Annotated in this window: 14 protein-coding genes; 11 read left to right on the top strand and 3 right to left on the bottom strand. The window is 63.7% G+C overall.

The window, feature by feature from the left end:
- Window positions 1-299: 299 nt before the first annotated feature.
- Window positions 300-917, bottom strand: a complete 618-nt coding sequence (locus tag AC0L2B_RS10365) for a methyltransferase domain-containing protein (protein ID WP_473745253.1) — start codon at window positions 915-917, stop codon at window positions 300-302.
- 128 nt (window positions 918-1045) lie between these two features.
- On the opposite strand from AC0L2B_RS10365, the gene AC0L2B_RS10370 reads away from it, so the two are divergent.
- Together AC0L2B_RS10370 and AC0L2B_RS10375 are read left to right on the top strand one after the other, a co-directional pair.
- Window positions 1046-2770 (top strand): portal protein, encoded by a 1725-nt coding sequence (locus tag AC0L2B_RS10370; RefSeq protein WP_473745254.1) that lies wholly within the window; start codon window positions 1046-1048, stop codon window positions 2768-2770.
- A complete protein-coding gene (locus tag AC0L2B_RS10375) occupies window positions 2767-3090 on the top strand; it encodes a Bbp19 family protein (protein WP_091599017.1) in 324 nt (107 codons plus the stop codon). Before AC0L2B_RS10370 ends, AC0L2B_RS10375 begins: the two co-directional genes overlap by 4 nt.
- A gap of 21 nt (window positions 3091-3111) precedes the next feature.
- Here AC0L2B_RS10375 and AC0L2B_RS10380 read toward each other — a convergent pair whose 3' ends face one another.
- The gene (locus AC0L2B_RS10380; protein ID WP_473516455.1) at window positions 3112-3414 is read right to left on the bottom strand and encodes a hypothetical protein; all 303 of its coding nucleotides are present in this window, start codon (window positions 3412-3414) and stop codon (window positions 3112-3114) included.
- Between the two features lie 240 nt (window positions 3415-3654).
- The gene (locus AC0L2B_RS10385; RefSeq protein ID WP_027154393.1) at window positions 3655-3969 is read right to left on the bottom strand and encodes a YMGG-like glycine zipper-containing protein; all 315 of its coding nucleotides are present in this window, start codon (window positions 3967-3969) and stop codon (window positions 3655-3657) included.
- A gap of 326 nt (window positions 3970-4295) precedes the next feature.
- On the opposite strand from AC0L2B_RS10385, the gene AC0L2B_RS10390 reads away from it, so the two are divergent.
- The 9 genes from AC0L2B_RS10390 to AC0L2B_RS10430 all read left to right on the top strand — a co-directional run bounded on the left by AC0L2B_RS10390 (window position 4296) and on the right by AC0L2B_RS10430 (window position 13026).
- Window positions 4296-5204, top strand: a complete 909-nt coding sequence (locus AC0L2B_RS10390) for a hypothetical protein (RefSeq protein WP_473745257.1) — start codon at window positions 4296-4298, stop codon at window positions 5202-5204.
- A 32-nt stretch (window positions 5205-5236) separates the two neighbouring features.
- Window positions 5237-6226, top strand: coding sequence for a Coat protein (locus AC0L2B_RS10395; RefSeq protein WP_473745259.1), 990 nt, complete (start codon window positions 5237-5239; stop codon window positions 6224-6226).
- Window positions 6227-6486: 260 nt separating this feature from the next.
- On the top strand, window positions 6487-6831 hold the full coding sequence (locus AC0L2B_RS10400) for a hypothetical protein (RefSeq protein ID WP_236473360.1): 345 nt from the start codon (window positions 6487-6489) through the stop codon (window positions 6829-6831).
- A 394-nt stretch (window positions 6832-7225) separates the two neighbouring features.
- Complete coding sequence (locus AC0L2B_RS10405; RefSeq protein WP_473745260.1) at window positions 7226-7828, top strand: phage connector family protein; 603 nt, start codon at window positions 7226-7228, stop codon at window positions 7826-7828.
- Complete coding sequence (locus AC0L2B_RS10410) at window positions 7828-10284, top strand: phage tail protein (protein WP_091599035.1); 2457 nt, start codon at window positions 7828-7830, stop codon at window positions 10282-10284. The genes AC0L2B_RS10405 and AC0L2B_RS10410 overlap by 1 nt, the downstream gene beginning before the upstream one ends.
- An 81-nt stretch (window positions 10285-10365) precedes the next feature.
- Window positions 10366-11025 carry a hypothetical protein gene (locus tag AC0L2B_RS10415; protein WP_091599038.1) on the top strand — a complete coding sequence of 220 codons (660 nt, stop codon included), beginning with the start codon at window positions 10366-10368 and terminating at the stop codon, window positions 11023-11025.
- 2 nt (window positions 11026-11027) lie between these two features.
- On the top strand, window positions 11028-11519 hold the full coding sequence (locus AC0L2B_RS10420) for a hypothetical protein (protein WP_473745262.1): 492 nt from the start codon (window positions 11028-11030) through the stop codon (window positions 11517-11519).
- Window positions 11519-12376 (top strand): hypothetical protein, encoded by an 858-nt coding sequence (locus tag AC0L2B_RS10425; protein WP_208602549.1) that lies wholly within the window; start codon window positions 11519-11521, stop codon window positions 12374-12376. Before AC0L2B_RS10420 ends, AC0L2B_RS10425 begins: the two co-directional genes overlap by 1 nt.
- Window positions 12377-12663: 287 nt before the next feature.
- Window positions 12664-13026, top strand: coding sequence for a VanZ family protein (locus AC0L2B_RS10430; protein WP_023797892.1), 363 nt, complete (start codon window positions 12664-12666; stop codon window positions 13024-13026).
- The last annotated feature ends 128 nt before the right edge of the window (window positions 13027-13154 follow it).

Below are 13154 nucleotides of genomic sequence, written 5' to 3' on the forward strand. Positions count from 1 at the left end.
GCGCCAGGGCACCGCCGGCACGGTCAAGACCGATCTGTCGCCGAGCGAACTCAGTGGCCAGCGCCGCGTGCTGCTGGGGGTGTGACGTGAAATTAGTGAAGCGGCGAGGGTGAGGAGCACCCCTTCTCCCCTTGTGGGAGAAGGTGGATCGGCGCTTTTGCGCCGAGACGGATGAGGGGTGCTGGAAGGAATGAGGCAGTGGATTTTTGCGCTATTGCCAAGCTGGAACACCCCTCATCCGACCTCGCTTCGCGAGGCCACCTTCTCCCACAAGGGGAGAAGGCAAGGCTCTTCAGCCTTCACCCCGGCTTGCGCGCGAAGGCCCAGACCATCAGCGGATATTCCTCGTCGTTGCTGAGGTCGCGCCATAGGCCGTAGGCGCGCACCGGCCCGCCGATATGGGCTTTTGCGCAGGCTTTGTTGCCCCAGCTGAACACTTCAATGTTTGCCTGGGGGAAGCCGCCCTCGACCAGGACCTGCTTGAGGCCGGCGGCGGTCCAGCGGTTGTAGTCGTGCGGCCTGGCATGCACCCTGAACAGGAACGGCGTCGCCACCATCGCCCAGCCGCCCGGCCGGGTCATGGCGTGGATATTCTGTGCCGCGGCAAACGGGCGCTGCACATGCTCCAGCACCTGGTCGGCGATGACGACGGAATATTGCCGGTCGGTGCGGTCCTTGCAGATGTCGAATTCGGGAAAATCGACCGATGTATAGTTCGAGCAAATCGTCTTCCAGTGGCGGTTCCAGCCGGGCGAGATCTCGATCACGTCTGAGGATTTGCGGCCGTCGGCCTCAAGAAACGCGGTGAACGCCTCGATCTGCCTGATGCGCAGCCAGTTGCGGGAATCGTAGCCGATCAGCCGCTTTGCAACCTGCTTGCTTCGCCTCTTCAGGGCGCCGGGTAGGCTTTCCGTCATTATCAAATCGATCTCCTTGAGTCGCCGCCCCGCGCCCCCTTGAACATTGCAAAAGCGAACAAAATTCGACCTGGCCTTGGCAATATCTGGGCTTCGAACAAGCTGATACATCAGAACAAGGAAATGCCATGGCGAGCGATTCCCGTGCCCACGATATCCTGTCGCGACAGGCGGAACTGGAGAGCGAGCGCAGCCAGTATGAGGCTGTCTGGGAGGCGGTGTCGGAATTCTGCGACCCCGACGCGCCCGATGTCTGGAGTGGGCGCCGGGGCGCGGAACCGCAGGCCGAGCGGCAGCAGCGGCGCGGCGCCCGTGTCTACGCCAACACCATCAACTCGGCCGCCAACCGGCTGGCCGCCGGGCTGGAAAGCCTGATCATCCCGCAGTCGGAGAAATGGCACGGGCTGTCGACCGCCGCCGTGAACGACCAGGAGAGCGACGAGGAGAAGGAATGGGCGGAGGCGCTTCGCGATTTCCTGTTTGCGCTGCGCTATTCGGCCAATTCGAATTTCGTGCCGGCGACGCAGGCCTGCCTGCGCAACGTCGTGCGCTATGGCCCGGCCTATCTCTACGCCGAGGAGGGCTTTGGCGGCACGCTGATCCGCTATGCCTCGATCCCGGTGGTCGAGGGCTATCTCTGCCGCAACCGCTGGGGCCAGGTCGACATTTTCCACCGCCGCTATGAGCGCACGGCACGGCAGGCGGCGCAGCTGCTCGGCTATGACAAGCTGCCGGCGCGGATCAAGATGCTGGTCGACGACCCGGCCAGATGCGAGACCAAGATCTCGCTGATCCAGTGCATCCAGCCGCGCGACGAGCGCAAGATGTACCGGCTCTCCGGCACCTACCAGTATCTCGACACGGCATTCGCCTCCTACCACGTCGTCGAGGACGAGGAGGTCATCGTCAGGGAGAGCGGTTTCCGCTCCTTCCCGGTGTCCTGCTTCAACTGGCGCCGCCATGAGGGCGACCCCTATGGCATCTCGCCGACCATCGAGGCGCTGACCACGGTGCGCGAGGAAAATGCCGTGCGCCGCTCGGGCCTCAGGGCGCTGCAGCAGATCACCGATCCGGCGACCGCGTCGAAAGCGCGGCTCGACTATGTGCCGGTGCTCAATCCCGGCGAGAACTATCCCGGCCTGATCGACGACAATGGCCGGCCGCTTATTGCGCCGATCGCTGTGGGCCAGAACCCGACCCATGCATTCGACTACGCGGAAAGCCGGGCCGAGGAGATCCGCGACATGATGTTCGTCAACCTGTTCCAGACGCTGGTGCAGAACCCGCAGATGACGGCCACCGAAGCCTTGATCCGGCAGGAGGAGAAGGGCGCGCTGCTCGGGCCGTCCGGCTCGATCATCCAGGCCGGCTTTGCCGCCAATCTCGACCGCGAGCTCGGTATCCTCGAGGACAAGGGATTGTATGAGGAAGACAGCCGCTTCCTGCCGCCGGCGAGCCTCGCCGGCAAGGCGGTGCGGCCGACCTTCACCGGGCCGCTCGACGTGCTGCGCCGCTCGGCCGAGGCGCGCGACACCATCCAGGTGGTGACCACGGCCATGCAGATGGCGCAGTTCGACCCCGGCGTCATGGACAATATCGACGGCGACGAGGCGCTGAAGATCGTGCAGAGCGCCGGCCGCAGCCCGCAGCGCATCTTTCGCCGCCAGGACGAGGTGGCTGATATTCGCGATGCCCGAGCCAGGGCGCAACAAGCGCAGGCCGGCATGGCGGCGATCGCCGCCGCCGGCAAGGTTGCCAGGGATGCGGTGCCGGCGGCGGTCCAGGCGCGCGACAGCGGCCTGCTCGACAGTCTCAGCGGGCTGATGCCGCAGGACGGCGAGGGCGGCGCATGAGCGGCAAACGCTTCGCCCATTCGCGCCAGGCCGGCGGCCCGGCCAGGGCGCAGGATGCGCTGACCAGGGCCTATCTCAGGGTGTTCTCGGGCCAGGACGGCGAGATGGTGCTGGCCGACCTGACGGCGGCGACCGGCTATTACCGCCGCCCGTCCTATGGCGAGTGGCTGGCCAAGACCAGGACGCCGAACGGCTTCGAGCTGCACAGCGCGCTGAGCAACGCGCGCGCCGAAGTGGTGCAGCACATCATGGGGTTTTTGACACTCGACGAAGCGCAACTGGCGGCGCTGGAGAAGGCGGCGCGGCTGGAGGGGAGGTAGGGTGATGAAACTGCCTTATGGCTAAGTCTTGCTCAAATCGACGGTGATCCGCATCGGGCTGGTTTTGACGCCTGGCGGCCAACACTTCTGGACCGATTTCGAAAGTTGCTGGGCGGCTTCCGCCGCCGCCTCCGAATGTGGATCATAAGATACAACGGTAACCGACTTGACCTTGCCGACCTTGTCCAACGTCACCTCGAAAGTGGCTTTGACGTGATTGTCTACAGCGGCCACCGGCAAGACCAGGCAATCGCCGATCCGCTCAACACTGACAGCCTGTCTGGCGTGTGCGGAAACCGAACAAACAACCAGCAGCGAAGTCATCAAAAATCGCATCGTCGCCCCCTTTGGATAGCAGACGATAGCGTCTAAACGCGCTGAGGGTAAGGATCAAAACCATCGGGTAGACCGCGCCGACGCTGAAACTGCGCCCCTCTCCCCGTTCTACGGGGAGAGGATGCCGGCAGGCAGGTGAGGGGCGGCGCCAGCATATCAGAATTCTGCGCTGCCCCTCATCCCCCTGCCGGGACCTTCTCCCCGTATAGTGACGGGGAGAAGGGGCTATCAATAATCACCGCGGTAGTAGCGGTCGTCGCAACGGGCGGTGTAGATGCGGCCGTAGCGGTCCTGATAGCGGCAAAGCTGTTCGCCGCGCCGCTGTGGCGTCGTTGCGCTGCCGACGACCGCGCCCAGCAGGGCGCCGCTGGCTGCGCCGATAACCGTGCTCTTGGTGTCGCGGCCCAGGGCCTGACCGACCAGAGCGCCGCCAGCGCCGCCGACCAAGGCCCCCGTGGTGGCTCTTTGCTGGCCTTCGGTCTGCGCACATCCCGCCAGCGCGGCAGTCACAAGCAGGGCGGCAATGGCTTTGTACATGGTCATCGTCTGATACTCCGTTGAAGCCTATGAACTAATACACTGGCTGGTTTTGCCAAGTGTTTGCCAAGTGCGGTTGCATTGCGGCGGAACCGCGGCAACCGCTTGTCACGAAATGCGACATGGTTTCTTTCGTCTTGACGGTGCGTGCCTCCGGTTCTGAAAGATCGTACTCGAACAAGACGATAGCGCCAGGTTCTGTCGAAAAGAATCAGGCTGCGGCCACAACGATTCCGCCGCGTCCAGCCGATCCCTCAACAATCCAATAACACACCCGGCTGAACTGGCCAGTGCTCGTTTCCATTTGCAAACAACAAGAAGGAATCTTTCTCATGACAGATCTGGCAGACGCCGGGTCCGTGGTGGCGTCGCCACCGGCGGGCAACCTTGCACGGCCACCGGCCGCCGGGGACAACGGGTCCGCCCCGCCGGCTGCAGAAAGTTGGTTTGACGGTCTTTCCGAAGGCAACCGTAAAATCGCTGAAGCAAAGGGCTGGACCAAGCCTGATGGCAGCATCGACAAGGTGCTGACCTCCTATGCAGAACTGGAACGCCAGCAAGGCGAAAGCCTTCGCGTTCCGGCGGCCGACGCACCGCCAGAGGAATGGGCAAAGTTCCATGCCCGCCTTCCCGAAGACATGCGTCCGGTCGCAGCTGACAAGATCGATTTCAAGCGCCCGGAAGGGCTCCCCGAAAACCTGCCATACGACGAGAACCTGGCCAACGCCTCCAAGCCATGGATGGCCGAAGCCAAGCTTTCAGCGAAGCAGGCGCAAGTCGTTCACGACAAGTTTGCGGCATATCAGGCTGAACAGGCAACGGCTCAAATGGCCGCCATCGCCAAGTCGGTCGAGACGACGCATGACGACCTCGTGAAGGATTGGGGACCGGTAACCAGCGACGGCTTCAAGGAGAAGCTGGAGGTCGCCAACCGGGCGATGAAGAAGCTCGGCCTGGTCGATGCCTACAAGGCGAAGGGCATCCTCCTGCCTGACGGCGCCTTGACCGATCCGCAGATCGCCAAGGCATTCCACGCCATCGGCGAGGCGATGTTCAGGGAAGACACGATCGACGGCGGCGCAGCCCTGAGCGGAGGCAATCCGTTCAAGCGCAACGCCGCCGGCGAACGCAACCTGACCGAAATCTCGGCGCTCGTCAGAAGCGACCCCGTCCGCGCCCGGCGGCTGGCACGCGAGGCCGGCGAGAACCCGGATCTGTGGATGCCTACCAATCCTCTTTGAACCAAGACACCGCGCAACCTGAAGGAAAAAAGATGGCAGACGCCTATACCCGCATCGCGGACGCGATCGTTCCGTCCGTCTATGCACAATACTCGTTCGAGGAGCACGTCCAGTCGCTCGATATCTACCAGGCCGGGATCCTGTTTTCCGACCCGGCCATCGCCTCGAAGCTCTCCATGGGCGGGCGTTCCGTCGACATGCCCGGCTGGAAGGATCTCGGCAACGATCCGTCCGAGCCGGTCAACGACGATCCGGCCGACTCGATCGAGATGAAGAAGATCGGCGCGCGCCGCGAGGTCGCCGCCCGCAATGTCCGCGCCCAGGCGTGGGGCATCCCGGACCTGACCTCGATCCTGGCCGGCGACGACCCGCAGAAGCTGATCGTGCGCCGCCAGACAGACTACTGGCAGCGCGCCAACAAGCTGACGCTACTCGGCATCCTGAAAGGGGTGGTGGCCGACAACCTCGCCAATGATGCCGGCGACCTCGTCCGCATCACCGGCGCCTCCATCGTCGACAGCGACATCATCGAGGCCGCCTATCTGATGGGCGACCGCGCCGACAAGTTCAAGACGATCTGGATGCATTCCAAGCAGATGAAGGCGCTGAAGCTCGCCGACCTCATCGACTATGTGCGGCCGTCCGAGCAGGGCGGGCCGCTGATCCCCTATTATATGGGGCTGCGGGCCGTCATCGACGACGACATCCCGGTCGCCGCGGGCGTCTACACGGCGTTCATGTTCAAGGACAAGGCAATCCTGTGGAACGAGCTGCCGGTCAATACCGAGGGCGGGCCGCTGGAGTTCGACCGCAAGCCGCGCCAGGGCCATGGCGGCGGCGTCACCGAAATGGTCGCCCGCCGGCATTTTGTCGCGCATGTGCCCGGCACCCGCTTCCTCGATGCGTCGACGGCGGGTGAGTTTGCGACCGATGCCGAACTGGCACTGGCGGCGAACTGGGACCGCGCGGCGTCGAGCGTCAAGCACATGACGTTCATCGCGCTGAGGACGACCGAGGCCTGAGAGACCGTTTGGAAACTCTACTCTGGCGGCCATCTGATGGCGTTTTCTGCGCTTCCGGTGCTCACGGACCAGCGCATGACCCCTGAAACCGATTTCGGTTTCCGGAAAGGATCATGCGCAAATGTAGAGTGTTAGAGCGTCCTTTGCGCGTCCAATTGGACGCGCGGCGCTCTAATGTCCGCTGCGTGCCGGTTCTCGAAACCACCACCATATGACTCGCCAGAGCGAATTTCGAAACGGTCTCTACGCCGAGGTGACATGTGAGCCTCTGGCTGCATTGTTGTTGTTGCACATTGATCAATCGCCGCCACCAAACGGTTACACAAGCGGGCGATGCTGCCTTGTCTTTGCAATGGAGGGTAACCATGAATATGACCTACAAGGCAGTTCAGGATGTGCTTCGAAAAGCCGGCATTGTCATAAGCAAAAAGGGCGAGCTTCACCGCATCAACTTCTTCAGCGGCCTGGAAAACACCGCCTACTACACGACAAGCCTCGAGAATGCGCTTGAGCGCGGTTTGGCAATGGCGAGAGGCGCCGAAAAATTGCCAGCAAGCGCCTTTGCCAAGTCGCGCGGGCGGCCGGCGAGCGCACACTTCGGCTGACGCCGCAGGATGTCATCGCCGCGTTGCGCGGCGATGTTGGGAACGCCCACCAGTTTTCCAGCGGTCGCGTCCGTCGCGCCCCCCTCTGTCCTGCCGGACATCTCCCCCACTTGGGGGGAGATCGGCAGCTTCACCGACAACGCCCTTTCTTCAACGTTGGCGATTGGCGAAAGCCAACGCGACATCCAATTTCCCCCTCGTGGGGAGATCGGCAGCTTCACCGACAACGCCCTTTCTTCAACATTGGCGATTGGCGAAAGCCAACGCGACATCCAATCTCCCCCGGGAGATGCCCGGCAGGGCAGAGGGGGCGCGACGGATCGCGACCTTCCTCACAATCCCACCGCACTCATGTCCTGCTTTTCCCGATCCACACAGACGGAGGCCTAAAACCATGGCCATCACCCCGCTCGACATCGCCAACATGGCGCTTGGCGTCCTCGACGAGGCGCCGGTCGACAGCCTTGATCAGGATGTCAAACCGGCCCGCCTGCTCAACCTGCATTTCGACCTGACCCGCGAGGCGGAGCTGATGAAACATGCCTGGGTGTTCGCAATCCTGGCGGCCGCCGTCGCCGGGTCCGATACCGGCAGTGGCGCGGGCACGCTGAACTTTGCCTATGAATTGCCCGTGGACTGCCTGCGGCCTTTGCCGCTGACCCACAATGGCGAGCCGGATGGCGTGCCGATCGCGTGGCGCCAGGAAGCCGGCTTGATCTATTCCGACCAATCGAGCCCGCTGATCATCCGCTATATCGCCAACCTCACCGATCCGAACGACTGGGACGCGACGTTCACCGAAGTGCTGGTTGCAGCGCTTGCCGTCAAGATCGCGCATCCGCTGACCCACAAGGCGGGCATGATCGACATCGCCCGCGGTGCCTATAGCGCGGCGCTGGACGCGGCGTTCCACGCCAACGCCATCCAGCGTGGCGGCAGGTTTTCAACGTCGTCCTGGGCGGTCCAGCGCGGCGACAACCGGTTCCGGCGCGCCTGATGACGATGCTCTATCCCATCCAGGACACCTTCGTCCGCGGCGAAATCTCACCGCGATTGCACGCTCGCGCCTCGCTCGACCTATACAGGGCCGCGCTCTCCCGCTGCGAAAACTTTTTGACGCTTCCCCATGGTGGCATCCGGAAGCGCGGCGGCACCTATTTCTGCGCCGAGGTGAGGGATTCTTCCAAAGCGACGCGGCTGATCCCGTTCATCTTCTCGGCGGACCAGGCCTATGCGCTCGAATTCGGCGATCTCTACATCCGCGTCCATGCCTATGGCGCCCGCGTCGGGGTGGTTGAAGTGGTGACGCCATACCTGGAGGCTGACCTGTTCGACCTGCAATTCGTCCAGTCCGCCGACCAGATGTGGATCACCCACAAAAACCACCTGCCGCAGGTTCTCACCCGCACGGCGCACACCGCATGGACGCTGGCCGAGTTCGTCTTTCTCGACGGCCCCTATGACGACATCAACACAAGCGCCACCACGCTGACGCCGGCCGAGACAGGCGCCGTTCATCCGGCGATGACCAGCAATACGCTGCCAACCGGCACCGCTGCATCCAGCGCCGGCACCGCATATCTCGCGTTCGACCGTGACAACAAGACAGTCATAACGTTCGGTACGACCACCGGCGACGTGTCCTATGATTTTGCAGGCACCGCGACAAAGGTGTGCGACGGTTACTGGATACAGACTAGGGCGAACGGCGGCTCCAGAGCACCGGTGTCATGGGATTTCCAGGGCTTCGATGGCACCAACTGGATCTCGCTTGACAGCCGGACGGCGGAAACCGGCTGGTCGCGCGGCGAGGTGCGGTTTTATGAGTTCCAGAACGAGACCGCCTATCAGTCCTATCGGATAGTGCTCAACGGATCCGAAGGCGACGACAACATGGACATAGCCGAGATGGGCTGGCACGAGGACGGCGACACGATGACGCCATTCGATCTCACGGCATCCTCGATCGTCGGCATCAATGACGGCACCGGCTTCCAGACCAGCGATGTCGGCCGGACCATTCGCTTGCTCGGCTCGGATGCCGTCTGGCGCTGGGCGCGCATCACCAGCCGCAGCAGCGCGACCGTGGTCAAGGTCAGGCTGTATGGGCATGCGCTGCCCAATCTCAGCCCGATCGCCCGCTGGCGCCTCGGCACCTTCGTTCCCGGCAAATATGTCCAGAGCGGTTCGCTGTACGAGGAGCGCCTGGCCTTCAGCCGAAAATTTTCCGTCTATGCCTCGGCAACCGGCGATTTCGAGAATTTCGCCACCGGCGAAAAGGACGACGACGCGCTTGAATTCGTCCAGGCCGGCGGCGGCCAGGCCAACGATATCACCTGGATTGCGGAATCCGACGGGGCGCTGATCATTGGCACCCTTGGCGGCATCCGGGCGCTGTCGGGCTCGGGCATCGACGAAGCGCTGACGCCGTCATCGTTCAAGAACCGCCGCTCCCGCACCTTTGGCTGCGCGCCGCTGCGCCCTGTCGACGCCGGGCAATCGTTCCTGTTCGTCACCAGGTCGCGCAAATCGATTGCAGAACTGACCCAGAGCGCGACCGGCAAATTCACCTCGGAGGATGTCGGGCAGGTTTCCGAGCATATCCCGAAGCAGGGTGTCGTCGAACTGGCATTCCAGACCGATCCCGACCCGCTGCTGTGGTTCCCGCTCGATAATGGCGAGTTGGGGGGATACACGCACCAGCCTTCGCAGGAAGTCCGCGGCATGCACCGGCATCGCATCGCCGGGTATTTCTCCGGTTCCGCGTTCTCAGATTCAGCATGGGGAATGGTCGAGAGCGCCGTGGTGACGCCGGGGCAGGACGGCAATGACGATCTGTGGCTGATCGTCAAGCGCACCATCGGCGGGGCAACCAGGCGTACTATCGAAATCAAGTCGGCGCCGTTCGAATATGGCGAGATTGCCGACGCATTTGAGGTCGATAGCGGTCTGACCTACAGCGGTGTGGCTACAGGAACGGTCACAGGGCTCGATCATCTCAACGGCGAGACGGTCGATGCCCTGGCGGATGGCGTGGTCTACAAGGGCCTTGTCGTGGCTACTGGGGCGGTTTCCTTGCCTGGTGGTGCGACGGCCGCCAAATGGCAGGTGGGCCTGCCGTATGAGGCGGGCGCCGACACGCTGGAACTCGATGTCGGCGGCAGGGATGGCTCGATCGTTGGGCGGCGCAAGAAAGTCGCCAAGGTCATTCTGTCGCTGTTCGAGACGGATACGACCGGGCTGGAGATTACTTCCATGCAGCGTGGGCGGTGGGAGCCGGTTCGTATTCCCTCTGTCGTGACCCCTGACAGTTCGGCCAACCTGTTCACCGGGAACGTGGAAGTGCCGATCGACGATAGTTGGGAAGGGCAGGGGCGGGTGAGAATCCGCCATACCAACCCGACACCGTGCACCATCCGCGCGATCACGCCGGTGTTCGACAGTGAGGCGTAGTTCAAACTGCCGATCTCCCCCTCAAGGGGGGAGATTGCGCGCTCAGCCCTTCCATCACTCCCTTAAAAGGACCCCGCTTCGATGACCCCATCCCCGCATGCCGAAGCTCTCGGCAGGGCGCGGACGGCTGCCGATTTTGCTGCCGTCATCGCCTTGCTCGACAGCGACCTCAAAACTGCTGCCGCCCGCAAACAGGAACTGGAAAAGGCCAAGGGTCGTGCGATGTTCGGCCGTGGCGACCTGGCGGCGGCGCGCATTGCGCTCTCCGAGGCCAACGCCGTCGTTGCGCTGCTGGAAAAAACCCGTGAGGCGGCGAACGAGCGCCATGCCGCCGCGCAAAGCGAAGACTGCGTCGACATCGCAGCACTTGCCGACGAGATCAGGGCAAACGCCGCTTCCCTCGACGAGCGCTGGCGCATGGCCCACTGGCTGGTCGAGCAGCTGCGCCAGCAATTGTTCGACGCCGATGCCTTGCGCGGTGCCGTCGCCACCGTCAACAGCCAGCTCGACGCCGCCGGCGTCGCCAACCTGAAAATTAACCCGACCGCCGTCCGGCGCGCCGCCGTGACCGGGCCGCGAGCGACAGCTCCGGCTCGTCTCAGCGCGGCAGCGATCCAGGCCGACAGACTGCTTTTGTCGCTGCTCAGCCCCGGCGGCGCGCTCGACCCGCGACCGCCGCTTGGCGCGCCGGTCGGAGGCATCGCGGGTCGATATTCGCTGCGTGGCCGAGGCCGCGGCTGACCATGTGCACGCTTGCCCTTATCGGCACGGCTCTCTCGGTCGGCGGCGCGCTGGTCGAAGGCCAGCAGTCGCGGCAGATGGCCGACTATCAGGCCAGAGCCTATGAGCAGCAGGCGCAGGCCGACGCGCAAGCCGCCGCCTTCGAGCAGGCCCAGGAACGCCACAAGCAGGATCTGTTGCTGTCGCAGGCGCGCGCCCGGGCCGGCGCCTCGGGCGTCGCCCTGTCAGGCTCACCGAGCGAGGTGCTCGCCGCCAATGCAAGACAGGGCCAGCTCGACATCAAGGCGATCCAGTACGGCTCGCAGCTGCGCCAGAACAATTTGACCACGCAGGCCGCCATCTCGCGCTTTTCCGGCAGGCAGGCGGCGGCTGCCTCGATCTTCAGGGCCGGCGGCAATCTCGTGTCCGGCCTTTCCGGGCTGTACGACCCGAACAAAGCGGTGACGTTCGGCAACAGCGCCTTTCCGCCGGCGCCGGGCGGAGGGCTTTACTGATGGCGACCATCCCCCTCCAGCTCGCCCAGCGCCGGCTCGACAGCGGCAGCGTGGTTTCCTATCCCGACAACTCGCCGGTCGGCGCCGCGATGCAGGGCTTTGGCGACGAGCTCGCGGCCGTCGCCGAGCGTTTCCGCCAGCAGAAGCAGCAGCAGGACGCGTTCGACGCCGAGGTCATCGGCCGCGAGCTGAACGGACAGATCGCCCAGGCCGAGAAAGAAGCGATCCAGAATGCGCCGGCCGACGGCCGCGGCCTGCACGACGCCATGTATGGCCAGGCACGCAACGGTGTCGTCAAGCCCGGCCTGTTCGACAAGATCTTCGACAGCACCGTGCCAAAAATGCCGGAAAGCGAACGCGCCAGCTTCATCAGGCAAAAAGAGGCGATGAGATTGGCCGGGTCGGCGCGCATGGCCGCACAGCAATATGCGCGCCGCCAGGACTATGAGCAGGCCGAATGGTCCAAGGCGCAGGCTGCGGAACTCGATGCCATCGCGCAGAGCGACCCGGACGACAGCGCGACGTTCGAGGCGATCAGGCGGAGCGGGTTCGACTTCATCGCCAAGATGGGCAGCCCGGTGGCCCGGCAGCTGGCCGAAACCGGCTGGCGCAGCAACACGGCAAAGGCGCTCGCCCAGGCGATGCTCGCCAAGGACCCGAGGCGCGCTGCCGAAATGCTGGGTACTGCGCCGGCCGCGCAGGCCGGTGACGGTGAAACCACAGGCGCTGATGGCACTGATCTGTCGGCGGAAAACCCGAATGGGCCCGCTTCGGGCGACGACCGCCTTGCTGATCTGACGCCCGACGACAGGGTTGCGCTCGCCCGGCTGGCCGGCGTCTCGATGACGCAAAACTGATGTCGGCACCGGCGACCTGGCCAGGTTCTTCTCGTCACCTGGGCTGTTGCATCTTTAATGGCTTCTTCATGTTAGTGGGCTTTTTTATGGGAAAACCCAAAACCCCTCGCAGGCATGGGGTCGTTTTCAGCGATAAGAGCGACGGCGGCCTTTCTTACAACACAGACTTGTGGTTCTGGATTTGAAATTCCCATGCGCTGATGCGATCATTGGCAAATCCACCTCGCCCATGCAGGCTTCTCAGATGAAGGACTGACCCTACCTTGTTGCGCCTAGATTCTTTTCCGATGCTGGCAAGGATCGTTTTTCCGATCACGTTGGCCGGCGTTCTCCTGCTCACGCTTCTGCCGGCGCGGTTCTTGCCCGAACTCGGCACGGCCGTCACGCTTTACGACGACAAGCTGCAGCACGCCATCGCCTTCGCGGTGCTGGCGGCCCTGGGAAGCCTCGGCTGGCCGGAACACAGGACAAGGCTGATTGTCCTCCTCGCCTTTACCGGCGCGGCGATCGAGGTGCTTCAGGGCGCGCAACTCATCGGGCGCGATCTGGATGGGTTCGACTGGGTTGCCGACTGCGCCGGCATGGCGTTGGGACTGACAATCGCCGGGACAAGCAGGCGCGTTGGCAAGCGCGTCGGCGGATTGCCGTAGGTCGTCATCCCAAGGCGATCCATGCCGCGACATCAACCGAGCTGCGGCGGTTCAGGATAAAAGCGCTCCGTAGCGATCCTTCGCGCCCCCCTCTGTCCTGCCGGACATCTCCCCCACTTGGGGGGAGA

Source organism: Mesorhizobium sp. WSM4815, assembly GCF_055811575.1.